The organism is Streptomyces bugieae, assembly GCF_036352915.1.
Classification (GTDB): domain Bacteria; phylum Actinomycetota; class Actinomycetes; order Streptomycetales; family Streptomycetaceae; genus Streptomyces; species Streptomyces endophytica.
This window is the reverse complement of the sequence record NZ_JAZBJP010000002.1, coordinates 800,112-822,922: the sequence shown is the minus strand read 5'-3', so window position 1 is coordinate 822,922 and position 22,811 is coordinate 800,112. Positions and strand designations below refer to the sequence as shown.

The window sequence follows — 22,811 nt, the reverse complement described above, 5'->3', positions numbered from 1 at the left end:
AGGTTCAGGAAGAACACCGACCGCCAGCCGAGCCCCGCGACGAGCACCCCGCCCAGCACCGGGCCGGCCCCCGCGGCCAGGCCGGCGACCGTGCCCCACGCGCCGAAGGCCCGGGCCCGCGCCGTCCGGCCCGGGTACGCCGTCCGCAGCAGCGCCAGCGAGGCCGGCACCATCAGCGCCGCGCCCAGGCCCTGCACCAGCCGGGCGAGGACCAGCACCGCGGTCGTCGGGGCCAGCCCGCAGCCGGCCGAGGCGAGGGTGAACACCACCAGACCGCCCAGGAACACCGACTTCCCGCCCAGCCGGTCGCCCAGCCCGCCGCAGAAACGCCTTCGGCGTCGACACCGACCGGCTGCCGCGCCGCCGCCCCTCGGTCCGCTACTGCGTCGACTGGGGCGAACAGCGCCACCACCTCGCCGGCGCGCTGGGCGCCGCCCTCACCACCCGGATGTTCGCCCTGGACTGGCTGCGGCACGGCACGTACCGGCGGGTGGTCCGGCTCACCGACTCCGGCCGGGAGGGCCTGACCACGGCCTTCGGGGTGCCGGCGGACCGGCTCTCCTGACGCGCCGGGGTCCCGTACCGCGGACGCGTGATTCCTGTCCGGTGCCGGTCAAGTAGGGTCCGGCGGACCGGGACACCGGCCGGACCCGGCCGGGACAGTGCGACGAGGAGTCTTTTGTGGCGGAGCGTCAGGTATCAGCGGGGGCGGACGGGGCAGGTGCGCCGGAAGTCCAGGCCGAGGAGCGCCGGCTGCGCCGTGACCTCGGCTTCTGGGGACTGACCGGCATCGGCTTCTCCAACATCGTCGGCTCCGGCTGGCTGTTCGCGGCCCTGTACGCGGCGCAGACGGCCGGCCCGGCGGCGCTGCTGTCCTGGGTCGGCGCGGGTCTGCTGTGCGGTCTGGTCGCCCTGGTCCTGATCGAGCTCGGCGCGTCCCGGCCGGAGGGCGGCGGCACGGTCCGCTGGCCGCTGTTCGCCAGCGGCCGACTGGTCGGCACCCTGATCGGCTGGTCGACCCTGCTGTCCGTGGGCGGCACCGCCGCCGAGATCAGCGCGATCATGCAGTACACGGCGCACTACATCCCCGGCCTCTACAACGGCCACACCCTCACCCTCGGCGGGCTCGGCCTGGCCGCCGGGCTCAGCGTGCTGCTGACGGCGCTGAACTGGTTCGCGGTGCGGATGTTCGCCCGGATGAACAACCTGATCTCGGTGTTCAAGATCGCCGTACCGGTCGTCACCGTGATCGCGCTGTTCGCCTCCGGCTGGCACTCCGGCCGGCTCACCGATCACGGCGGCTTCGCCCCGTACGGCTACGTGGCTTGCCTGACCGCGCTGGCCGGCGGCGGCATCGTCTACTCCGTCAACGGCTTCCAGGCCCCGCTGGACTTCTCCGGTGAGACCCGCAACCCCCGCCGCACCATCCCCGCGGCGGTCCTCACCGGCATCGGCCTGGCCGTGGCCATGTACCTCGCGCTGCAGCTGGCGTTCCTCTTCACCGTCCCCGAGAGCCTGCTGGGCCACGGCTGGCAGGGCGTCTCCTTCGACTCGCCGTTCGGCCAGCTCGCCCTGATCCTCAACCTGCACTGGCTGTCCAGCCTGCTCTACGCGGACGCGGTCATCTCGCCCGGCGGCTCGGCCTACGTCGGCGTGGCCATCGACGCCCGGCACACCTACGCGCTCGCCAAGAACGGCACGATCCCGCGGTACTTCATGAAGGTCAACGAGCGGTTCGGCGTGCCGCGCCGGGCGCTGGCGGTCAACCTCCTGGTCATCGTGGTCTTCCTGCTGCCCTTCGGCGGCTGGCAGGACATCGTGAGCGTCATGGGCGACATGTACCTGCTGATCTACGCCGCCTCGGCGGTCGCGGTCGCGGTGTTCCGCTCCGAGCCGGGCGGCGGCACCGCCGGCTGGGTGCCCGGCCTGCGCTGGATCGCGCCGGTCAGCTTCGTCGTGTCCAGCGAGTTCGTCTACTGGTCGGGCTGGAACGACCTGCGGCTGGCCCTGCCGCTGGTCCTCGCCGGCCTGCTGATCTTCCTCGTCATGCGCCGCCCGGGCGCCCGCGGCGCCACCGCGGCCGTGGAGAGCGACGGCGCCGGGCCGCGCCGCCCGCTCTCCGCCGAACTGCGCACCGGCGCCTGGCTGGTGGTCTACCTCCTCGCCCTGACCGCCCTCTCCGGACTCGGCACCTTCGAGGGCTCCGGCCGGCTGCCCGCCCCGTACGACTCGATCACGGTGGCCGTCCTCGCCGCCGGGATCTTCTTCTGGGCCGTACGGTCCGGTGTCCGCCACCTGGCGGTGAACCGCTCCGAGGCCGGGGAGGGCCCGGCGTCGTGAAGCGGAAGTCACCCCGCAGAAATATGATGAACCGGACAGGCGGGCTCCCCTCGCGGGCCCCGTGAGCCCAGGTCAGGAGGCCCCCGCGGATCCGCCGCACGGAGCGCGCCGCCGCAGTGGCCCATGCACCGATGCACCCGGGAGCGATCCATGCTTCGGCGTCGTCCCCCGCGGTCGGCGAGCGCCGACGATCTGCTGACCACGCTCGGGCGGCTGACCGCCCAGGCGCGGGAGGGCGCCGAGAAGCAGCGGGCCCGCGTGGAGCTCGCCGAGGCGCTGCAGCGCGAGATGCTGCCGGCCCGGCTGCCGCAGCTCCCCGGGCTGCGCGCCGCCGCCACCTACGCCCCGGCCCGGCACGGCCTGGACATCGGCGGCGACTGGTACGACGGCTTCCCGCTGCCCGACGGGTCACTGGCGTTCTGCATCGGTGACGTGCAGGGCCACGACGTGGAGGCGGCGGCCTTCATGGGCCAGATCCGGCTCGGGCTGCGGGCCGTCGCCGTGCACGCCGCCGACCCCGGCGAGGTGCTCAGCCGCGCCAACGACCTGCTGCTCTCCGTCGACTACGGGCTCTTCGCCACCTGCACCTTCCTCCGCTTCGACCCGGCCGGCTGGGAGCTGACCAGCGCCCGGGCCGGCCACGTACCGGCCATCTGGGCCACCACCGACGGCCGGTTCGGCCTGGCCGACGACCCCGGGGGCCTGCCGCTGGGCATCGTGCCGGGGGAGGAGTACCCGGTCACCCGCCGCCGGCTCGCCATCTCGGGCGCCTTCGCCCTGGTCACCGACGGGGTCGTGGAGGGACCGGCGTTCCCCATGGAAGACGGGCTGACGCAGGTGATGCGGCTGGTGCGGGCCAACGCGGGCAGCGATCCGGCGGCGGTCGCCGCGGCGGCGATGAGCGTGGCGGAACTGACCGGGCACACCGACGACTCCGCGGTGCTGGTGCTGCGCTTCGACGGCGCCGGCGGCCAGGAGTGGGTGAAGCGCGAGCGGGGCGCGCGTGTCGTGGCCGGCGCCCGGCCGCCGGCATTGTCTGATGGCTGATGTGGTGCGTACCGAGCAACTCCGCCGTCTCGCACCGGCAGCCCTGACGATCCTCGTCCTCGCCGCCGTCTACTACGCGTCCGCCCGGATCGGGCTGCTGGAACAGGTGGTGGTCGCCGGTGCCGTGGTCACGCCCTTATGGCCGCCCACCGGTATCGCGCTCAGCAGCCTGCTGCTGATCGGGCTGTGGACCTGGCCGGCCTTCTTCCTCGGGACGCTCCTCGTCGTCGCCTCGATCAGCCCGCTCGACGGATCCGTCCTCGCCATCATGACCGGCAACACCCTCGCCCCGGTGTGCGCCTGCCTGATGCTGCGCAAGGTGGGGTTCCGGACCGAACTGGACCGGCTGCGGGACGGCGTCGCGCTGGTCGCCCTCGGCGCGATCGCCGGCATGGTGATCAGCGCGACGTTCGGCAGCGGCACCCAGGTCATCACCGGCGCGCTGCCGGCCGGGGACTTCTGGCGCACCTGGGCGGCGTGGTGGGTGGGCGACGCGATGGGCGTCCTCGTCGTCACCCCGCTCGTGCTGGCCGCCCGCACCCTGCGGCCGCCCCGGGACCTGCTCCTCGTCCGGTCGGCGGAGGCGGCGGCCCTGCTGGTCGCCGCGGTCCTGGTCTCCCTCGTGGCGGTGCACAGCACGCTGTCGCTGCTGTTCCTGGTCTTCCCGGTGATCGTGTGGGCGGCGCTGCGCTTCCAACTGGCCGGTGCGGCGCCCTGCGTGCTGGTGGTGTCCGTGCTGGCGATCTCGGCGGCGACCGACCGCACCGGACCGTTCGAGGGCCAGAGCCTGCTGGAGTCCATGGTCAACCTGCAGGCGCTCAACGCCTCCGCCGCGCTCACCGCGCTGCTGCTGTCGGCGATCGTCACCGAGCAGATCGCCATCCGCCGCAAGATCGAGCTGGCCTGCACCGAACTGGCCGAGGTCGTCGACCGCCTCGCGCCGGGGGAGAGCCGCCGCCGCTGGCCGCCGGAGGAGGACGGGCGCTGAAGGGGAGGAACCCCGTGGGCCCCGAGGTCAGTCCCGCAGCAGTTCCCCCAGGTCGTAGCCCACCGGCTCCTCCAGCTGGGCGTAGGTGCAGCTCTCCGGCGTACGGTCCGAGCGCCAGCGTCGGAACTGGGCGGTGTGCCGGAACCTGCTGCCTTCCATGTGGTCGTAGGCCACCTCGCACACCCGCTCCGGGCGCAGCGGCACCCACGACAGGTCCTTGCCGCCGCTCCACCGGCTCGGCCCGCCGGGCATCCGCCGGGACGCGTGTGCCTCCTCGTCCGTCCACGCGCCCCACGGGTGCTCCGCGGCATCGTCCATCCGCAGCGGCGCCAGCTCCTCGACCAGGGCGCGCCGCCGGGCCATGGGGAACGACGCGCACACCCCGACGTGCTGGAGCTGACCGGCGTCGTCGTGCAGGCCCAGCAGCAGCGAGCCGACCACCGGGCCGCTCTTGTGCAGCCGGTAGCCCGCCACGACGCAGTCGGCGGTGCGGGAGTGCTTCACCTTGAACATCACCCGGTCACCGGGCCGGTACGGCAGGTCCAGCGGTTTGGCGATCACCCCGTCCAGCCCCGCGCCCTCGAACTGTGTGAACCAGCGCTGGGCCAGCTCCTGATCGGTGGTGGCGGGCGCGGTGTACACCGGCGGCCCGGCCGTCCGCAGCGCCTTCACCAGCGCCTCCCGGCGCGCGGACTGCGGCTCGCGCATCAGCGAGTCGGAGCCCAGGGCCAGCAGGTCGAAGGCGATCAGGGAGGCCGGCGTCCGCTCGGCGAGGGTGCGGACCCGGGAGTCCGCCGGGTGGATGCGCTCCAGCAGATCCTCGAAGTGCAGCCGGCCGTCATGGGCGATGACGATCTCGCCGTCGAGGACGCAGCGCCGCGGCAGCTCGTCCCGGACCGCCGCGATGACCTCGGGGAAGTAGCGGCTGAGCGACTTCGTCGTGCGGCTGGCGATCTCGACCTCCGTACCGTCGCGGAAGACGATGACCCGGAAGCCGTCCCACTTGGCCTCGTACTGCATGCCGGCGGGGATGCCGGACACCGGCTTGGCGAGCATGGGGGAGACCGGGGGCATGACGGGCAGGTCCATGGTCCCGATCCTGAGGGCTCGGGCCGCGTCCCGCGCGCCGGGCGGAACCCCCGGGCACCCTCTAGCGTGGAGGCATGACCGGAGGTCGGGCCAACGAGGCCGTCGAGCTGGACGTCGCGGGGCGCACGGTGCGGGTGTCCCACCCGGACAAGACGTACTACCCGGAGCGCGGCTTCACGAAGTTGGACGTCGCCCGCTACTACCTCGCGGTCGCGGACGGGGTGCTGCGCGGGCTGCGCGACCGGCCCACGACGATGCAGCGCTTCCCCGACGGCGTGGAGGGCGAGTTCTTCTACCAGAAGCGGGCGCCCAAGGGCCTGCCCGACTGGCTGCCCACCGCCCGGATCGCCTTCCCCAGCGGGCGGTTCGCCGACGAGATGTGCCCCACCGAGCCCGCCGCCGTGGTCTGGGCGGCCAATCTCGGGTGCCTGACCTTCCACCCGTGGCCGGTCCGCCGCGACGACACCGAGCACCCCGACGAACTGCGGATCGACCTCGATCCGCAGCCCGGCACCGACTTCGCGGACGCCGTACGGGTCGCCCACGAGCTGCGCGCACTGCTCGACGAGCACGGGCTGCGCGGCTGGCCCAAGACCTCCGGCGGCCGGGGCGTGCACATCTACGTACCGATCCGGCCGCAGTGGACGTTCACCGAGGTCCGACGGGCCGCGATCACCGTGGCCCGGGCCATGGAACGGCGGCTGCCGGACCTGGTCACGTCGGCGTGGTGGAAGGAGGAACGCGGCGCGAAGATCTTCGTCGACTACAACCAGATGGCCCGGGACCGCACGATCGCCTCGGCCTACTCGCTGCGCGCCCGGCCGCGCGCCACGGTCTCCGCCCCGCTGCGCTGGGAGGAGCTGTCCGACGCCGTGCCGGAGGACTTCGACCTGCGCACGATGCCGCCGCGATTCGCGGAACTCGGCGATGTGCACGCCGACATGGCGGACCACGCCTTCGGGCTGGAATCCGTCTTCGACCTCGCGGACCGGCAGGCGGCCGACGAGGGGCTGGGCGATCTGCCCTATCCGCCGGACCACCCGAAGATGCCGGGCGAGCCGCCCCGGGTGCAGCCGAGCCGGGCCCGCAAGCGCTGACGGCCCCGGCCGGTCCGGGACCGGATGCCCCGGACGGCCGTACCCGACCCGGCCGGCGCACTTCCGCCGCGGCCTCGCCGTTCGCACGCGGGAGGCGGTCCGTGGTCTGTCGCCGCGTATGCGCCTCCGCCCGCCGGACGAGATCATTCCGCACGTGGCGAACGAGAATGCGGGCCGGCCGTGAGCGAGTTCCCGATCGACTATGCGGCGGTCTTCCAGGCGCTGCCGGGCGCCGTGCTGCTGCTCACGCCGGAGCTGATGATCGCCGACGCCAACGAGGCCCTGCTGCGCCGCGCCGGCCGGCAGCGGCGACAGGTGGTCGGGCACCACCTCTTCGACGTCTTCCCCGACAACCCCCGGGACCCCGACGCCACCGGTACGCGCAATCTGCGGGCGTCCCTGGAACGGGTGCTGGCCACCGGCCTGACCGACACCATGGCCCTCCAGCGCTATGACGTCGAACTGCCCGGCCGGCCGGGCGTGTTCGAGGAGCGCTACTGGAGCCCCGTCAACGCACCGGTGCTCGACGCGGACGGGCGCGTGCGGCTGATCGTGCACCGGACGGAGGAGGTCACCGAGACCCTCCGGGCCGGCGCCCCGCGGGACCACGGCGGCGCCCCGCAGCGGATGACGGCCGAACTCTACGCCCGGGCCCAGGAGCTCCAGCAGCTCAACGACCGGCTCCGCCAGGCCCACGCCCGGGAACGGCTGGTGGGGCTGGCGCTCCAGGAGGCGATGCTGCCCGCGCCCCGCCCGGTGGGGCACCACCGGGCCGCGGTGCGCTACCGGCCCGCGGTCGGGGCGCTCAACGTCTGCGGTGACTGGTACGACCTGGCGGAGCTGTCCGGGGACCGGATGGCGGTGGCGGTCGGTGACGTCGTCGGCCACGGGCTGGAGGCGGCGTGCGTCATGGGGCAGCTGCGCAGTGCGCTGAGCGCCGCCACGCTGGTCACCCCGGGGCCCGCCCGGGCACTGGAGGTGCTGGGCATCTACGCCCGCTCGGTGGAGGGCGCCGAATCCGCCACCGCGGTGGAGGCGTTCATCGACTGGTCCAGCCACACCATCGCCTACAGCAGCGCCGGCCATCCGCCGCCGGCGCTGCTGCACCCGGACGGCCGGGTGGAGCTCCTGGACGGGGCGACCGATCCGCCGCTGGGGGCCCGGCCCGAGCACGTGGACCGCCCCGAGGCCCTGGTCTCCTTCGCCGACGACGCCGTGCTGGTGCTGTACACGGACGGGCTGATCGAGCGCCGCCGCGAGGACATCGATGTCGGGCTGGCGCGGCTGGCCGCCTCGCTGACCCGGCACCGGGGCGCCGGGGCGGAGACGCTCGCCGATGCGCTGCTGGCCGAGCTGCTGCCGCCCGACGGGGCGACCGATGACACCGCGCTCGTCGTCATCCGGCTCTGAGCTGTGCGTTCCCCGCCGGGCTTTGCCTTTTCATTGCCGCGACTGGAGCAATTCTTGGGGCCGTTGGAGTGGCTCTTCGTCGCGCCTGCACGGTTTGCGATCCCGCGCGGTACTCATCGGAATGTCAGATTTCCTGCCAAACAGGAGAAACGCAATGCGCAAGATCATAGGTCGCTCTGTGGCCGCCGCGGCGATTGCCGCCGCCACCGTCGTCCCGCTCGCCGGTGTGGCCTCCGCCGCCCCCCAGAGCCCGGCGGCGTCTTCGTCGGGCCACGACCACTTCGGCCGTGGCCACCACCGTCACCACCACCACGGCTGCCACCACCACCGCGGTTTCGACCGTTTCGGCTACGGCGGCTTCGGCGGCTACGGCAACGGGTACGGCAACGGCTTCGGCTACGGCAACGGCTTCGGCTACGGCCCGTTCGGCGGGTTCGGTGGTCTTGGCCTGCTGGGTCTCATCTGACCGGCAGTAGCAAGTCGGGGCGCCGCAGCGTTCGGCTGCGGCGGCCCGACGCTGCGGTCACGCGGCGGTGCCGGCCTCCTGCTCGGCCCGGCGGCGCAGCTCCTTCTTGTCCGGCTTGCCGGCATCGGTCAGCGGCAGCGCGTCGACGAACGTGAGGTGCGCCGGCTCGTACATCGCGCCGCGCTCCGCGCACACCATCGCGCGCAGCTCCGGCCCGTCGACCGTGCTCCCCGGTGCCCGCACCACCGCGGCGTGCACCCGCTCCATGCGGTCGGCGTCCCGGACCCCGTAGACGGCGCTCTGGAGTACCTGCGGGTGCGAGTTCAGCAGGTCCTCCAGCTCGGTGGTGTACACATGGCCGCCGACCACGACGATCATGTCCTTGATCCGGTCGACGATGGTCAAGTACCCCTCGTCGTCGAGGAATCCGATGTCGCCGGTGTGCAGCCAGCCGCCCCGCAGCACCTCCGCGGTCAGCTCCGGCTGCTTCCAGTAACCCTGCATGATCATGGGCGAGCGGACACAGACCTCGCCGTGCTCGCCGTTCGGCAGGTCGCGGCCCGACTCGTCGCGGATCGCCACCTCGACGTCGGGCAGCACCTTGCCCGCGGACCGCAGCCGGTCGGGCCGGTCCGGGTCGTGGTCCTCCTGGGTGAGGACGCTGATGCCGCCGGCCTCGTTCTGCCCGTACCCCTGCATCAGCACCGGGCCGAACGTCCGTATCGCGTCGGCTATCCGCGCCGGGGACGCCTGGCAGCCGCCGTAGGCCACCATCCGCAGGCTGGAGGTGTCGGTGCGCGGCCGGTCCGGATGGTCCATCAGCTGGTAGAGCAGCGGCGGCAGCAGGAACAGGTCGGTGATGCGCTCGCGCTCGATGGCGGCGAGCACCTCGGCGGGGTCGAAGTCGTCGAGCAGGACGACCGTGCCGCCGGCGTACAGGGTGCTGTCGGCCATCGCGCCGGCCGCGTGCGCCAGCGTCGTCGCGACCAGCTGCCGGCGCTCGCCCGGCTTCTCCGGCAGTACGCCGCGGAACCAGCGGGCCTGCTCGAAGGTGGTGCAGATGCCCTTGGGGTGGCCGGTGGTGCCCCCGGTGTGGCGGATCGTGCAGACGTCCTCCGGCCGGGCCAGGCTGGCGAACGGCTCGTCGGACTGCTCGGCCGCCAGCTCCAGCAGGTCCGTGCCGAGCTTCGCCGGACCGAGGACGAGGACGTCCGGCACCGGCGCCAACTCGGCTACCTCGGCGGCCCGTTCGGCGTACCGCGGGTCGACGATCAGCGCCCGGGTCTCGACGTCGCGGACGATGTCGGCCTGGGACTCGGCGGACAGCTTGTTGTAGAGGTGGTTGACCCGGGCGCCGATCAGGTTCGCCGCGTAGCGCGCGACCAGGGCCTCGGGGAGGTTGCCGCTCAGCAGGGTGACGGTGTCCTCGCGGGCCACGCCACGGGCCCGCAGCGCCCGCGCCATCCGGTGGACCAGGGCGCGGAACTCGCCCGCCGTTACCCGGCGGCCCTGATGGACCACGGCTTCGTGCGCCGGGTCGGAGCTAAGTACATCGAGGTTCTCCTCCACGTAAGTGCGGAATGTCCGGTCAGCGTTGGACATGATGTCGGGCTTCCTCCTGACGCCGGCGGGCCCGGTCGCGGCCGCCGGGTGTGATCACCTATCTTTAGTTGCTAGAGGCAACTAAAGATTCAGGGTAGTCCCTGGTGATCGACATCTCCAACTCGGAGGTACCGGCCGGGAGGTGGCGCGGCGGCCCGCGCGCCACCACGACGGGCATGACCTGCCCGTCCCGCCGTGCCACGGGTCCGCACGACGGCCGGAACCATCGCCCCGAATATCGTCGACAAGGTCGCCGAGCGGGCACCCGCGGCGGATAATGCTCCCTCGCGCACCGGGCGCCCCGGCCCTGCCGCTCCCGCTCTCCCTGCGGGGCCGTCCCGTGGCGAGAGATGATGGAGGGCAGCGGAAACACGGCGAGAATCGGCCGATGTACGGAGAGCGCCACGGCTGTCGGTCCCAGGGGGACCGGCGGAAGGAGTGCCTGAATGGGTGCGACCGACGCGTTCCCCGAGGGTGCCGCCCCGGTCGGGGCCACACCGGGGCAGCCCGGCGGCCTGCTCGACGTACTGGGCGTGGCCGCGGTGATGCTGGACGCGGACGGCCGGATCACCCTGTGGAGCCCCCAGGCCGAGCAACTCTTCGGCTGGACCGCCAAGGAGGCGCTCGGCCGGCCCGCCGCCAAGCTGCTGGTCCCGCCGGAACACCTCGACCTCGTCCTGCAGCTGTTCTCCAAGGTCATGGCGGGCGGCGAGAGCTGGGCCGGGGTCTTCCCCGTCCGGCACAAGGACGGCAGCACCCGGCTGGTCGAATTCCGCAACATGCGCCTGCTGGACGAGCGCGGTGAGACCTACGCCCTCGGCATCGCCACCGACCAGTCCGTGCTGCGCCGGGTCGAGCGCGACCTGGCGCTGTCGGTGCGCCTGGTGGCCCAGTCACCGATCGGCCTGGCCGTCCTGGACACCCACCTGCGCTTCGTCATGGTCAACCCGGCGCTGGAGCGGATCAACGACCTGCCCGCGGACCGGCACATCGGCCGGCACGTCCGGGAGGCGCTGTCGTTCCTCGACACCGACGTCATAGTGGACCGGATGCGGGAGGTCCTGGAGACCGGGCGGCCGCTGCTGGACCAGTTCACCGTCGGCCGCACGGCCGCCGACCCGCACACCGACCAGGCGTGGTCGGTGTCGTACTACCGGCTGGAGGACCCCGGCGGCCGGGTCCTCGGGCTCGCCACCTCCGTCGTGGACGTCACCGAACAGCACAGCGCCGCCACCGAGGCCGCCCGCGCCCGGCGGCGGCTGGCCCTGATCGCCGACGCCTCGGCGACCGTCGGCACCACCCTCGACGTCGACCAGACCGCCCATGAGCTCGCCGACGTCATCGTCCCCGAGCTCGCCGACCTGGCCGCGGTCGACGTCCTCGACGCCGTCCTGGACGGCCGGCGCCCGGCCGCGCTCGCCGCGGGCGGCCCGGCCCGCTTCCGTGCCCTCGCGGTCTCCGCGGCCTACGCCACCGACGCCGTCCGCGCCGCCGACCCCACCGGCCAGATCGCCTCCTACGACGCCGACCGGCTGATCACCCGCTGCGTCACCGACGCCCGCCCGGTGCTCGTCGCCCAGGTCGCCGACGACGACCTGCCGCACATCGCCGCCGACGCCGAGGGCGCCGCCCTGCTGCGCCGGGCCGGACTCCACTCCTATCTCGCGGTGCCGCTGATCGCCCGCGGTGAGGTGCTCGGCGCGCTCTCGCTCTACCGCGTGCGCAACCAGGTGCCGTTCGACGAGGACGACGCGGTGCTCGCCGTCGAACTGGCCTCCCGGGCGGCGGTCTGCATCGACAACGCCCGCTCGTACCAGAGCGAACGCCGGACCGCGCTCACCCTCCAGCGCCACCTGATGAACCACCGGCCGCCGCAGCCCACGGCCATGGAGATCGCCTACCGCTACCAGCCCGCGCAGGCGGCCAGCGAGGTCGGCGGCGACTGGTTCGACGCGATCCCGGTGGCCGGCGGCAAGACCGCCCTGGTCGTCGGCGACGTGATGGGCAGCGGCATCAACGCCGCCGCCACCATGGGCCAGCTGCGCACCACCACCCGCGCGCTGGCCGATCTCGATCTGGACCCCGCCGAGGTCCTCAGCCACCTCGACCACATCGCCGCCGGCCTCGACCCGGCCTTCGCCACCTGCCTGTACGCGGTCTACGACCCGGAGCACGGCCGCTGCCGGATCGCCGTCGCCGGGCATCTGCCACCCGTCGTGCTCCGGGCGGGCCGCCCGCCCGAGCTGCTCGACCTGCCCACCGGCGCCCCGCTCGGCGTCGGCGGTGTCCCGTTCGAGCAGACCACGGTCCCGCTGCACGACGGAGACCTGCTGGTCCTCTACACCGACGGCCTGATCGAAACCCGCGACCAGGCCATCGACGCCCGCCTGGACACCCTGCTCACCGTGCTCGCCGAGCCCGAGGGGGACCTGGAGGGGCTGTGCGACCGCCTGCTGAGCGAGCTGCGGGACGAGCACGGCCACGACGACGTCGCCCTGCTCATCGCCCGGGTCCGCACCGACGGGGAGTGACCGGGGCGCACCGAGGACCTGCCGGGCCCGGGAGCCGGAGGAATCCTGCGCCGGTTTCCGGATGCCGGGAGCAGAATCCGTACCCATTCCCCGGAGCCGCGAAATCCGCTTCCGTACGGCTGTTAGCGCATGGATCCATGTTCCAGGGTGGTCACTGACGACGGATTTCGTCGTCTCACACTCTTAACAAGGTATTGACGGACATCGACGGCGGGGGTTTTATTCGGTCACCGAAGCGGCGTCCGTGGTCAGCCGGACGCTCCCGCTCATGGCGCTCTGCCCCCACAAGGCGCCCCTCCTGGCCCCCGCACCGATGGGACACGGATAACCGATATGCCCTACACGCCTGTTGCCCCCGCAGCGTCCGAGCGGGACACCCGCAGTGCGGCGGAAGGAACCGCCGCCGCGCCCAAGCTCACCCGGTCCATCGGTGTGGTCGGCGGCACCCTGCTCACGCTCTCCTGCCTGACCCCGGCCTCGTCGCTCTTCGTGATCGTGCCGGACTCCTTCGCCAGCCTGGGCACCGGCACCGCCGTGACCATCGCCATCGCGGGCCTGCTCTGTATCGGCGTGGCCTTCACCTACTCCGAGCTCGGCACCCTGATCCCGAGCTCCGGCGGTGAATACGCGATGGTCGGCACCCTCATGGGCCGCCTCGCCGGCTGGCTGGTCTTCATCCTCTCGTTGATCGTCGTCATGATCGTCCCACCGATCATCGCGCTGGGCACCGCCGACTATCTGGCCCCGATCGTCCATCTCGATCCGCAGTACACCGCCGCCGGCGTGATGCTGCTGGCCACCGCCATGGGCCTGCTCGACCTGCGCGCCAACGCCTGGATCACCGGCATCTTCCTGGTCCTCGAGGTCGTGGCCTGCGCGGTCGTCGCCTTCCTCGGCTTCACCCACACCCACCGCTCCGCCTCCGTGCTCATCCACCCCGTCGTGGACGCCGGACACGGACACAGCACCGCCGTCACCGCCGGACTGATCGTGACGGGACTGGCCACCGCGCTCTTCATCCTCCAGGGCTTCTCCACCGCCGTGTACCTCGCGGAGGAGATGGAGAACCCGCGCCGCAACGTCTCCCGCACGGTCCTGTGGACCCTCGCCATCGGCGCCGCGGTCGTGCTGATCCCGGTGGTCGCGATCACCCTCGGCGCACCCGACCTGAAGACCCTCGGCGCCGGTGACGTGGCCGGCATGGTGCAGAGCTGGAGCAACTCCGGCATCGGCACCTTCGTCAGCCTCTGCATCGCCCTGGCCATCATCAACGCCACCATCGTGATGGTGATCCAGAACTCCCGGGTGGTCTTCTCCTCGGCCCGCGACGCCGCCTGGCCGACCGCCGTCAACCGCGCCTTCTCGCACGTCGGCCGGCGCTTCGGCTCCCCCTGGGTGGCCACCCTCGTGGTCGGCGTCCCCGGAGCGGCGCTCTGCTTCGTCAATCTCGACACCCTGAGCGAGGTCACCGGTGTCGCCGTCGCCGCGATGTACGTCTTCGTCGCCCTCGGCGCCCTGGTCTCCCGCCGCGGTGAGCACAAGCACCGGATGGCCTGGCGGATGCCGCTGTGGCCGGTGGTCCCGGCGCTGCTGATCGTGGTGCTGGCCTGGGTGCTCTACCAGCAGAGCGCCAAGAGCCTGCTCATCACCGGCGCCATCGTCGCCGCCGCCGCGGTCTACTGGGCGGTCTACCTCCGCCCGCGCCAGGCCACGCACTGGGTCATCTCGGTCCCCGAGGACGAGCAGGCGCCCGTGGAGGAGCCGACGACCGCCCCGCTGCCCGGTGTGACGGCGTAGCGGTACACACGGCCGGCACCCGACGAGGCCCGCCCGGAGCATCGCTCCCGGGCGGGCCTCGTCGTGTGTGCTTCGAGCGGTCGTGGCTTCAGCGGTCGTGTGGGGGTCCGAGCGGCGCTGAACCGACGACGGGCCCCCAGGTGCGCGTACGAGGGGCTCGTGCGCGCGCCTGGGGGCCCGGCTGCCGGCGTCTACCGGTCGGAGGGCTCCGCGGGGCGGGACAGCGCCAGCGCGTCCAGCAGCAGGCAGACGTGGTCGACGGCGTCCCGCCCGGCGGGGCCGTCGGCCACCGGGGCGTCGTCGAGCAGCGCGGCGGTGCCGTGCAGCAGCCTCACGAGCCGCTCGTCGACCGGGTCCGCCGGTGCCGGGTGCGCCAGGGCGGACCGGATCTGCTCGCCCGTCAGCGGCAGCCCGGTCTCCAGGAAGCGGAAGAGCGCGACGGCGACCCGCCGGTCGGCGTCGTTCGGCTTCCACCGGCCGAGCGCGTGGTGGTCGATGAGGGCGGCCGCGTCGGCACGGATCTCCTCGGGAACATGCATGCCCAAGAACGTCTCATACCGGCCCGCCGGCGCGTAGGCGGCCAAGGGGGTACCCGAACCCGTCGTCGCGACCGCCGCCGGAACCCGGCGAACCGTGCTGACCAGGCAACTTGTCCCGGTCCGTCGATCACCCGGGCGTCCCGCGCCGAAGGGACGCGGGAATAAACCTGTGGGGAGAGTTACATGGACGGCCGAGAACTCGGGTGCCCGTATGTCCCCTTCGTCGAGGACGTTCGCATATGTGCGTCAGTAAAACGTACCGAGGGGTCTTCCCGCCCTCTGGCGCCCGGACCCGGATCACGGGACGATCTGCGGACAGACCGGTGCGGCTCTGTCGCGTGCCGCGGGGCCGGCCGGCGGCGGTTGCGCTCCGCAACGCGCGGCTCGCCCACCGTATGCGGGAGGTGTAGAAAGAGGACATGGCCGGACGCTACGACCGCCCGCGTTCGGTTCTCAGGATGCGAACTGTCGCAGGCCAGGTCTTTCTCCTGCAGGTGGCGATCGTGGTCCTGCTCGTCGCCGCCGCCATGGCCGCCCTCGTGCTGCAGTCCCGGACCGACTCCGAACGCGAGGCCCGCAACAGATCGGTCGCGGTCGCCCGCACCTTCGCCAGCGCTCCGGGGACGGAGGCCGCGCTCAAGAGCCCGGACCCGACCGCCGTGCTCCAGCCGCGGGCCGAGACCGCCCGCAAGCTCTCCGGCGTCGACTTCATCGTCGTGATGAACACCGACGGCATCCGCTACACCCACCCGATCGCCAACCGGATCGGCAAGAAGTTCGTCGGCACGCTGCGGCCGGCACTGGCCGGCGGGATCGTCACCGAGCGGATCACCGGCACCATCGGGCCGCTCGTCCAGGCCGTCGTCCCCGTCTTCGGCCACGACGGCAAGGTCGTCGGGCTGGTCTCGGCCGGCATCACCATCAGGAAGGTGAGCGGCGTGGTCGACCAGCAGTTCCCGCTGCTGTTCGGCGCCGCGGCCGGCGTGCTGCTCCTCACCACCGGCGGCACCGCCCTGGTCAGCAGACGGCTGCGCCGCCAGACGCACGGCCTGGGCCCCGCCGAGATGACGCGGATGTACGAGCACCACGACGCGGTGCTGCACGCCGTACGGGAAGGCGTGATCATCGTCGGGGCCGACGGGCGGCTGCTGCTCGCCAACGACGAGGCCCGCCGGCTGCTCGGTCTGGCGGCGGACGTCGAGGGACGCCCGGTCGCCGACCTGGGGCTCGACCCGGACACCGCCCGGCTGCTGTCCTCCGGCCGGACCGTCACCGACGAGGTCCACCCGGTCGGCGACCGCCTGCTGGCCGTCAACCAGCGCTCCACCGCACAGGCCGGCGGCCCGCCCGGCAGCGTCACCACACTCCGCGACACCACCGAGCTCCGGGCGCTCACCGGCCGTGCCGAGTCCGCCCGCGGCCGCCTCAAGCTGCTCTACGACGCCGGGACGGAGATCGGCACCACCCTCGACGTGGTGCGCACCTGCGAGGAACTGGCGGAGTTCGCCGCCGCCCGGTTCGCCGACATCGTCACCGTCGATCTGGCCGAGGACGTGCTGACCGGCGAGGAACCCACCGACACCGCCGGCACCGGCACGGAGATGCGGCGCACCGCGGTCAGCGGCGCACCGCCGGACAGCGGGCTGTACCCGGTCGGCCACCTCGTCCGCTTCGACCCGTCCACCTCGGTGGGCTCCGGCATCGACCGCGGCGAACCGGTCCTGGAACCGGACCTGACCGCGTTCGGGGGCTGGCACCTGCAGAATCCCCAGCGCGCCCGGAGGATCGTGGCGCACGGCATCCACTCGATGATCGCCGTCCCGCTGCGGGCCCGCGGCGCCATCCTGGGCGTGGTCCTCTTCTGGCGCTCCCAGGAACCGGAGCCCTTCGAGGAGGAGGAGCTCTCGCTCGCCGAGGAACTGGTCGCGCGGGCCGCGGTGAGCATCGACAACGCCCGCCGCTACACCCGCGAGCACACCATGGCGATCACCCTCCAGCGCAGTCTGCTGCCGCGCGGACTGCCCGAGCAGAACGCCGTGGAGGCCGCCTACCGCTATCTGCCCGCGCAGGCCGGCCGCGGCGGGCTCGGAGGCGTCGGCGGCGACTGGTTCGACATCATCCCGCTGCCCGGCGCCCGGGTCGCGCTGGTCGTCGGCGACGTCGTCGGCCACGGCCTGCACGCCGCCGCCACGATGGGCCGGCTGCGGACCGCCGTGCACAACTTCGCCAACCTCGACCTGCCGCCCGACGAGATCCTCTGGCACCTCGACGAGCTGGTCACCCGCATCGACCAGGACGAGGGCGCCGAGGAGGCCGGCGGCTCGATCACCGGCGCCACCTGCCTGTACGCCATCTACGACCCGGCGTCCGGCACCTGCACCATGGCCCGCGCCGGGCACGTCCAGCCGATGGTGCTGCGGCCCGACGGCACCGTCGAGACCGTTGAGGTGCCGGGCGGGCCGCCGCTGGGCCTGGGGGGCCTGCCGTTCGAGACCTGGCAGGGCCGGCTGCCGGAGGGCAGCCGGCTGGTGCTGTTCACCGACGGGCTCGTCGAGGACCGCGACCGGGACATCGACGAGGGCACCGCGCTGCTCGCCCGCACCCTCGCCGACCGGCCCGGACGGACCCCGGAGGAGACCTGCGAGGCCGTGCTCCGCGCGCTGCTGCCGGAGAGCCCGAGCGATGACATCGCGCTGCTCGTCGCCCGCACCCGGGTGCTGGACACCGCGCACATCGCCGACTGGGACGTCCCGCCCGACCCCTCCGCGGTGGCCCAGGTGCGCGCCGCCGCGGTGCGCAAGCTGATCGAATGGGGCCTGGCGGCCGAGGCGTTCACCACCGAGCTGATCCTGAGCGAACTGGTCACCAACTCCATCCGCTACGCCTCCGGACCCATCGGCGTGCGTCTGATCCGCGACACCGCCCTGATCTGCGAGGTCTCCGACCGCAGCAGCACCTCACCGCATCTGCGCCAGGCCGCCAGCACGGACGAGGGCGGCCGCGGGCTCTTCCTGGTCGCCCAGCTCGCCGAGCGGTGGGGGACCCGCTACACCGCCGGCGGCAAGGTCATCTGGACCGAGCAGGCGCCGGCCGACGGCGAGCCGTTCGCAGGGGCGGACGATCTGCTCGCGGGGACCGTCGAGGGCGAGGAACCCGGCGCGTGAAACGCGCCGGCGGCGGCTGATTACTCCGACTCGCCCAATTAACGATGAGTCAGGTTTTAGGAGGTTCTGTGAAGGTGATCCCTGAAAAGGTCGATATACCTCTTTGATCCTCCTGAGGAGCAGACATGCGCATTCGCGCCGCGATCGCCGCTAGCGCCCTGGCCACCAGCATCGTCATGGGCGGTGCGAGCGCCGCCATGGCTTCCGGCAAGGACCATGGCTACAAGCACCACCACAAGCGCCACCACCACTACAACCACCACCGCGGTCACGGCAACTACGGTGGCTGCTGGCTGAACGCGGGCGTCAGTGACTTCTTCGGCCCGTACTTCAGCGAGGGCTGCCAGCACGGCGGCTACGGCTGGGACGGCGACCGCGACTGGAAGTGATTCCAGCAGCTTCCGGCCGGTGCCGGTCCCCGCGACCACGGGTCGCGGGGACCGGCACCGGCTCGTGTGCTGCGGTGTCCCTAGGGTCGCTTGCGGGGCGGTCGCAGCTCGGGCATCGCCGACAAGGTCCGCAGTGCGCGGAGGAAGGCGGTGCGGTCCGCGGCCGGCAGCCGGGCCAGTAGGCGTTCCTCGTTCTCCTGGATGGCCGCCTGGGTGGCGTCGCGCACCCGCCGTCCCTCGGGGGTGAGCGACAGCAGCCGTACCCGCCGGTCCCCGGGGTCGGGCTGACGGCGGATCAGTTCCCGGGTCTCCAGGTCGTCGAGGACGGCGATGATGCGGGTCTTGTCCGCGCGGATCGCCTCGGCGAGCGCGGCCTGGGTGCGGATCGGCGTCTCGTCCAGGTGCAGCAGGACCGAGTAGCCCCACATGGTCAGACCGTGCGCGTCGAGGGCCGGCTGTTCGGCGGCCATCAGGGCGCGGCCCAACGGCACCATCATCGCCGCCAGATCGGGGCGGGTCGCCCGTTCTCCGGAGGGGGCGCCGCGGTCGGCCGGGTTCTCGGTCATGGCACGAAAATACCCGTTGACAAATTCATGTGCGTGAGCAGATCGTAAGCGTATGCATATCAATGATGGCGCGGCTGGCGGCGCGCCCAGGGACTCCCGCGTCACGGATTCCCACCCCACGGACTCCCACCCCACGGACCCCCGCGCCGCGGACTTCGGCCGGCTCAAGTGGCTGCACGCGCAGGCGGTTCGCGGCAGCGTGACGCTCGTCCGCCGGGTCCGCCCGGAGGACCTCACGCGGCCGACCCCGTGCGCCGCGTGGACGCTGGCCGATCTGCTCGCCCATATGACCGTTCAGCACCACGGGTTCGCCGCGGCCGCGCGCGGCGACGGCCGCGATCCGGTGAACTGGGCGGTCCGCCCGCTCGGCTTGGACCCGGTCGCGGCATACGGCGCGGCGGCGGAGCTGGTCATCGCCGCCTTCGCGGCCGTCGACGACCCCGACCGCGAGTGCCACCTCCCCGAATTCACCACCGCCCAGGCCTTCCCCGCGCGCCGGGCGATCGGCTTCCACCTCATCGACTACGTGGTCCACAGCTGGGACGTCGCCCGCACCCTGGGCCTCGGCTACGACCCCGGCCCCGAACTCCTGCGGGCCGCCCTGCCGATAGCCCGCGCCGTCCCGGACGACGACTCCCGGCTCGCCCCCGGCAGTGCCTTCCGGCCCGGCCTTCCCGCCGACGGCACCACGGGCGAACTGGACCGCATCCTGGCGCTGCTCGGCCGCTCCCCGTCCTGGCACGCCCCCGAGGGTCCCGCCGTCCCGGCGGCTCCCGGCGACGCGTGACGGCCGGCTCCGGAGACGGGCCGTTCCGTTTTCAGCAGAATGGTGAACCAGGTGAACCGGCGCGGCCGCACCCCGCGACCACCCCCGCGACGAAAGGGCCTCCCACGATGGGCAGCAGCGACGGGCGGACCGGTGACCGGGCCGCCGCTGACGGCGTGCTCGACGTACCCGTCATCGACATCTCCGGCTGGGAGAACGGCACCGGCGCCGCCCGCGCGGCCCTCGCCACCGAGGTCGACCGGGCCGCGCGCACGGTCGGCTTCCTGCAGGTCCGCGGCCACGGCATCCCGGAGGACGCCGCCGGAGCCTTCGCCGATGCCCTGGACGCCTTCTTCGCGCTGCCCATGGCGGAGAAGCGGCGACTACGGGCGCCGTCCCCCGACATCAACCGCGGCTACACCCCGCCACGCACCGAGAAGCTCAGCCTGAGCCTCGGTGTGCCCGCGGCCGCCGAGGACCTCTTCGAGGCGTTCAACGTCGGCGCCGAGGCCTCGTCGTTCCCCGGTCTGGACCTCCCCGAAGCGCACTACCCGGCCAACATCTGGCCGTCGCTGCCGGGCTTCCGCCCGGCCGTTGACGAGTGGTGCCGCCGGGCCGGCGGCCTGGCCCGGCGGATGACCGGGATCTTCGCGCACGCACTGGGCCTGCCGGAGGGCCACTTCGCCCCGTTCACCGACCACTCCCTCGACGTGCTGCGGATGAACCACTATCCGCTCCCGGACCGCGAACTCACGCTCGACCGGGACCGGATGGGGATGGGCGCGCACACCGACTACGGCATCGTCACCGTGCTGTGGGCCGATCGCGTCCCCGGACTGCAGATCCTCGACGGGGACGGCGGCTGGCACGACGTCCTGCCGGAGCCCGGGTGTCTGCTGGTCAACCTCGGTGATCTGCTGGCCCGTTGGACCAACGACCGCTGGCGGTCCACGATGCACCGGGTGCTGCCGCCCGCCGACGAGCGGGGACGGGTCGTCCGGCGCCGCTCCGCCGCGTACTTCCACGACGGCAACTGGGACGCGGAGATCAGCTGCCTGCCCGGTTGTGTCCCGCCGGGTACCGCACCGCGCTACCCGCCCACCACGGTCGGCCGGCACCTGGCCGAGAAACTGGCGGGCTCCCGGGCCGGCCGCCGCAACGAGAACTCACCCCGCGAGGCCGCCCGTCTGCGGGCCGCCAGGAGCGAACGACCCCTGCCCGGGACCGCCGGCGACGGCGTCAACTCCGGTCCATCGCATGTGAGTTGACGTACCGCCGATGGGCGGCCGTGATCAGGCCCGCGGTCGCGAGTACGGCCAGGCCGGCGACCGTACCCAGGCCCATGAACACCAGCGGTTTGCTGCCGGCCGCGGCCAGGGCGGGCCTCGTTGGTGGCCCGGCGGGGGAGCGCTGGGCGGCCGCGGCCGGTGCGGCGGCGGCGTACAGCAGCGCGACGAGCGTGGCCGCCGCGGCGAACCCGCGGCGGAGTCGGCGCCGTGGAGGCGGTGGGTCGGACGCGGACATGGCGGGTCTCACCCCTGTCTGGGACGGGCGCGCTCCGGTCCCGGAGCGGTCGTGCGGCTCCCAGCGTTCCCGCCCGGGGGCGGGCGGGCGTGCCGTACGAGGCAGCGGAGTGACGGCGGCCGACCGTCCGGGTGAAGAGGGCGTCCCGCACGTGTGGACCGGCGGCCAACGATGCGCCCCCGGCGCGCCCGCACGCCACGGACGCACCCTGGACGCCCCCGCGCGCCGGCCCTAGCGTCCGGCGGCGTGACCACCCTTCCGACACCGCCCGACATCCTGTCCCCGGAGTTCGCCGCGGACCCCTACCCGGCGTACCGGGTCCTGCGCGAGCACTACCCGCTGCTCCACGACAAGGGCACCGACAGCTACCTCCTCTCCCGCTACGAAGACGTCCAACGCGCCTTCAAGGAGCCGGTGTTCACCACCGACAACTACGCCTGGCAGATCGAGCCGGCCCACGGCGGCCGCACACTGCCCCAGATGAACGGCCGGGAGCACGCGGTGCGCCGCGCCCTGGTGGCGCCCGCCTTCCGCGGCCGCGAACTGCGGGAGACGTTCCTGCCGGTCATCGAGCGCAACGCCCGCGAGCTGATCGACGCCTTCCGGGACGCCGAGGAGACCGATCTGGTGGCGCGGTTCGCGACCCGCTTCCCGATCAACGTGATCGTCGACATGCTGGGCCTGGACCGGGCCGATCACGACCGCTTCCACGGCTGGTACGCCGCGGTGGTGGCCTTCCTGTCCAACCTCTCCCAGGACCCCGAGGTCGCGGCCGCCGGACGGCGCGCGGGCGAGGAGCTCGCCGATTACCTCCTGCCGATCATCCGGGAACGCCGCGCGGCCCCCGGCGACGACCTGCTGTCCCGGCTCTGCACCGCCGAGGTCGACGGCGTCCGGATGAACGACCAGGACATCACCGCGTTCGTCAGCCTGCTGCTGGCCGCGGGCGGGGAGACCACCGACAAGGCCATCGCGCTGATCTTCCGCAACCTGCTGGCCCGCCCCGAGCAGTTCGCCGCGGTGCGCGCCGACCGGTCGCTGGTCCCCGCCGCGTTCGCCGAGACGCTGCGGTACACCCCGCCGGTCCAGATGATCATGCGGCAGCCCGCCGCGGACGTGGCCGTCAGCGGCGGCACGATACCCGCCGGTGCCACGGTCACCTGCCTGATCGGCGCCGCCAACCGCGACGCGGACCACTACGACCGGCCGGAGGAGTTCGACATCTTCCGTCCCGACCTCGGCCCGGCCGGCGCCTTCACCGCCGCCGCCCAGCACGTCGCGTTCGGCCTCGGCCGGCACTTCTGCGTGGGGGCCCTGCTGGCCCGGGCGGAGGTGGAGACCGGCGTCAACCAACTCCTCGACGCCTTCCCCGACCTGGCCTTCGCGGACGGTTCGCCGCCGGCCGACGCGGGCGTCTTCACCCGCGGCCCGCGCCACCTGCGGGTACGGCTGGGACGGGGAGCAGGAGGGCGGAGGACGGCCTGAGCGCGCCCCGG

The 22,811-nt window shown here is 73.1% G+C and carries 18 protein-coding genes and 1 pseudogene; 13 read left to right on the top strand and 6 right to left on the bottom strand.

Annotation, left to right across the window (positions count from 1 at the left end; all coding sequences use genetic code 11):
• Nucleotides 1-53: 53 nt before the first annotated feature.
• Nucleotides 54-266: pseudogene (locus V2J85_RS08815) on the bottom strand (MFS transporter); the annotation flags it as partial.
• Nucleotides 267-753: 487 nt separating this feature from the next.
• On the opposite strand from V2J85_RS08815, the gene V2J85_RS08805 reads away from it, so the two are divergent.
• The 3 genes from V2J85_RS08805 to V2J85_RS08795 all read left to right on the top strand — a co-directional run bounded on the left by V2J85_RS08805 (nt 754) and on the right by V2J85_RS08795 (nt 4,375).
• Nucleotides 754-2,340, top strand: coding sequence for an APC family permease (locus tag V2J85_RS08805; protein ID WP_261957297.1), 1,587 nt, complete (start codon nt 754-756; stop codon nt 2,338-2,340).
• Nucleotides 2,341-2,490: 150 nt separating this feature from the next.
• The gene (locus V2J85_RS08800) at nt 2,491-3,387 is read left to right on the top strand and encodes a PP2C family protein-serine/threonine phosphatase (protein ID WP_261954176.1); all 897 of its coding nucleotides are present in this window, start codon (nt 2,491-2,493) and stop codon (nt 3,385-3,387) included.
• A gap of 1 nt (nt 3,388) precedes the next feature.
• The gene (locus V2J85_RS08795; RefSeq protein ID WP_261957296.1) at nt 3,389-4,375 is read left to right on the top strand and encodes an MASE1 domain-containing protein; all 987 of its coding nucleotides are present in this window, start codon (nt 3,389-3,391) and stop codon (nt 4,373-4,375) included.
• A gap of 27 nt (nt 4,376-4,402) precedes the next feature.
• Here V2J85_RS08795 and V2J85_RS08790 read toward each other — a convergent pair whose 3' ends face one another.
• Entirely contained in the window at nt 4,403-5,464 is a 1,062-nt protein-coding gene (locus tag V2J85_RS08790; RefSeq protein WP_330821129.1) for an ATP-dependent DNA ligase, read from the bottom strand.
• A gap of 74 nt (nt 5,465-5,538) precedes the next feature.
• Between V2J85_RS08790 and ligD the strand changes: the two genes are divergently transcribed.
• The 3 genes from ligD (at nt 5,539) to V2J85_RS08775 (ending at nt 8,437) form a co-directional block, all read left to right on the top strand.
• Nucleotides 5,539-6,561 carry a non-homologous end-joining DNA ligase gene (gene ligD / locus V2J85_RS08785; protein ID WP_261954174.1) on the top strand — a complete coding sequence of 341 codons (1,023 nt, stop codon included), beginning with the start codon at nt 5,539-5,541 and terminating at the stop codon, nt 6,559-6,561.
• 180 nt (nt 6,562-6,741) lie between these two features.
• Nucleotides 6,742-7,971, top strand: coding sequence for a PP2C family protein-serine/threonine phosphatase (locus V2J85_RS08780; RefSeq protein ID WP_330821128.1), 1,230 nt, complete (start codon nt 6,742-6,744; stop codon nt 7,969-7,971).
• A gap of 154 nt (nt 7,972-8,125) precedes the next feature.
• Nucleotides 8,126-8,437, top strand: coding sequence for a hypothetical protein (locus V2J85_RS08775; protein WP_261954172.1), 312 nt, complete (start codon nt 8,126-8,128; stop codon nt 8,435-8,437).
• Nucleotides 8,438-8,494: 57 nt separating this feature from the next.
• Here V2J85_RS08775 and V2J85_RS08770 read toward each other — a convergent pair whose 3' ends face one another.
• On the bottom strand, nt 8,495-10,039 hold the full coding sequence (locus V2J85_RS08770; RefSeq protein ID WP_330821127.1) for an AMP-binding protein: 1,545 nt from the start codon (nt 10,037-10,039) through the stop codon (nt 8,495-8,497).
• Between the two features lie 446 nt (nt 10,040-10,485).
• Between V2J85_RS08770 and V2J85_RS08765 the strand changes: the two genes are divergently transcribed.
• Both V2J85_RS08765 and V2J85_RS08760 read left to right on the top strand, forming a co-directional pair.
• Nucleotides 10,486-12,570 carry a SpoIIE family protein phosphatase gene (locus tag V2J85_RS08765; RefSeq protein ID WP_261954170.1) on the top strand — a complete coding sequence of 695 codons (2,085 nt, stop codon included), beginning with the start codon at nt 10,486-10,488 and terminating at the stop codon, nt 12,568-12,570.
• 333 nt (nt 12,571-12,903) lie between these two features.
• Nucleotides 12,904-14,367 carry an APC family permease gene (locus V2J85_RS08760; protein WP_261954169.1) on the top strand — a complete coding sequence of 488 codons (1,464 nt, stop codon included), beginning with the start codon at nt 12,904-12,906 and terminating at the stop codon, nt 14,365-14,367.
• Nucleotides 14,368-14,558: 191 nt separating this feature from the next.
• Here the strand turns inward: V2J85_RS08760 and V2J85_RS08755 are convergent, their stop codons facing one another.
• Nucleotides 14,559-14,906 (bottom strand): hypothetical protein, encoded by a 348-nt coding sequence (locus V2J85_RS08755; RefSeq protein WP_261954168.1) that lies wholly within the window; start codon nt 14,904-14,906, stop codon nt 14,559-14,561.
• A 419-nt stretch (nt 14,907-15,325) separates the two neighbouring features.
• Between V2J85_RS08755 and V2J85_RS08750 the strand changes: the two genes are divergently transcribed.
• Together V2J85_RS08750 and V2J85_RS08745 are read left to right on the top strand one after the other, a co-directional pair.
• Nucleotides 15,326-18,070: a SpoIIE family protein phosphatase gene (locus tag V2J85_RS08750; protein ID WP_261954167.1), complete on the top strand. Its 2,745-nt coding sequence runs from the start codon at nt 15,326-15,328 to the stop codon at nt 18,068-18,070.
• A gap of 125 nt (nt 18,071-18,195) precedes the next feature.
• On the top strand, nt 18,196-18,459 hold the full coding sequence (locus V2J85_RS08745) for a hypothetical protein (protein ID WP_261954166.1): 264 nt from the start codon (nt 18,196-18,198) through the stop codon (nt 18,457-18,459).
• A gap of 80 nt (nt 18,460-18,539) precedes the next feature.
• Here V2J85_RS08745 and V2J85_RS08740 read toward each other — a convergent pair whose 3' ends face one another.
• The gene (locus V2J85_RS08740) at nt 18,540-19,025 is read right to left on the bottom strand and encodes a MarR family winged helix-turn-helix transcriptional regulator (RefSeq protein ID WP_261954165.1); all 486 of its coding nucleotides are present in this window, start codon (nt 19,023-19,025) and stop codon (nt 18,540-18,542) included.
• 52 nt (nt 19,026-19,077) lie between these two features.
• Between V2J85_RS08740 and V2J85_RS08735 the strand changes: the two genes are divergently transcribed.
• Nucleotides 19,078-19,812, top strand: coding sequence for a TIGR03086 family metal-binding protein (locus V2J85_RS08735; protein WP_330821126.1), 735 nt, complete (start codon nt 19,078-19,080; stop codon nt 19,810-19,812).
• 107 nt (nt 19,813-19,919) lie between these two features.
• Nucleotides 19,920-21,059 (top strand): isopenicillin N synthase family dioxygenase, encoded by a 1,140-nt coding sequence (locus V2J85_RS08730; protein ID WP_330821125.1) that lies wholly within the window; start codon nt 19,920-19,922, stop codon nt 21,057-21,059.
• Here the strand turns inward: V2J85_RS08730 and V2J85_RS08725 are convergent.
• Nucleotides 21,031-21,315 (bottom strand): hypothetical protein, encoded by a 285-nt coding sequence (locus V2J85_RS08725; RefSeq protein WP_330821124.1) that lies wholly within the window; start codon nt 21,313-21,315, stop codon nt 21,031-21,033. The genes V2J85_RS08730 and V2J85_RS08725 overlap by 29 nt on opposite strands.
• A 246-nt stretch (nt 21,316-21,561) precedes the next feature.
• On the opposite strand from V2J85_RS08725, the gene V2J85_RS08720 reads away from it, so the two are divergent.
• Complete coding sequence (locus tag V2J85_RS08720; RefSeq protein ID WP_330821123.1) at nt 21,562-22,800, top strand: cytochrome P450; 1,239 nt, start codon at nt 21,562-21,564, stop codon at nt 22,798-22,800.
• Nucleotides 22,801-22,811 lie beyond the last annotated feature (11 nt).

Coding starts and splice junctions, on each gene's coding strand:
- V2J85_RS08760 (WP_261954169.1), top strand. CDS start 12,904: ATGCCCTACACGCCTGTTGCCCCCGCAGCGTCCGAGCGGGACACCCGC.
- V2J85_RS08735 (WP_330821126.1), top strand. CDS start 19,078: ATGCATATCAATGATGGCGCGGCTGGCGGCGCGCCCAGGGACTCCCGC.
- V2J85_RS08755 (WP_261954168.1), bottom strand. CDS start 14,906: ATGCATGTTCCCGAGGAGATCCGTGCCGACGCGGCCGCCCTCATCGAC.
- V2J85_RS08745 (WP_261954166.1), top strand. CDS start 18,196: ATGCGCATTCGCGCCGCGATCGCCGCTAGCGCCCTGGCCACCAGCATC.
- V2J85_RS08800 (WP_261954176.1), top strand. CDS start 2,491: ATGCTTCGGCGTCGTCCCCCGCGGTCGGCGAGCGCCGACGATCTGCTG.
- V2J85_RS08775 (WP_261954172.1), top strand. CDS start 8,126: ATGCGCAAGATCATAGGTCGCTCTGTGGCCGCCGCGGCGATTGCCGCC.
- V2J85_RS08770 (WP_330821127.1), bottom strand. CDS start 10,039: ATGTCCAACGCTGACCGGACATTCCGCACTTACGTGGAGGAGAACCTC.
- ligD (WP_261954174.1), top strand. CDS start 5,539: ATGACCGGAGGTCGGGCCAACGAGGCCGTCGAGCTGGACGTCGCGGGG.
- V2J85_RS08790 (WP_330821129.1), bottom strand. CDS start 5,464: ATGGACCTGCCCGTCATGCCCCCGGTCTCCCCCATGCTCGCCAAGCCG.
- V2J85_RS08765 (WP_261954170.1), top strand. CDS start 10,486: ATGGGTGCGACCGACGCGTTCCCCGAGGGTGCCGCCCCGGTCGGGGCC.
- V2J85_RS08725 (WP_330821124.1), bottom strand. CDS start 21,315: ATGTCCGCGTCCGACCCACCGCCTCCACGGCGCCGACTCCGCCGCGGG.
- V2J85_RS08750 (WP_261954167.1), top strand. CDS start 15,326: ATGGCCGGACGCTACGACCGCCCGCGTTCGGTTCTCAGGATGCGAACT.
- V2J85_RS08730 (WP_330821125.1), top strand. CDS start 19,920: ATGGGCAGCAGCGACGGGCGGACCGGTGACCGGGCCGCCGCTGACGGC.
- V2J85_RS08740 (WP_261954165.1), bottom strand. CDS start 19,025: ATGACCGAGAACCCGGCCGACCGCGGCGCCCCCTCCGGAGAACGGGCG.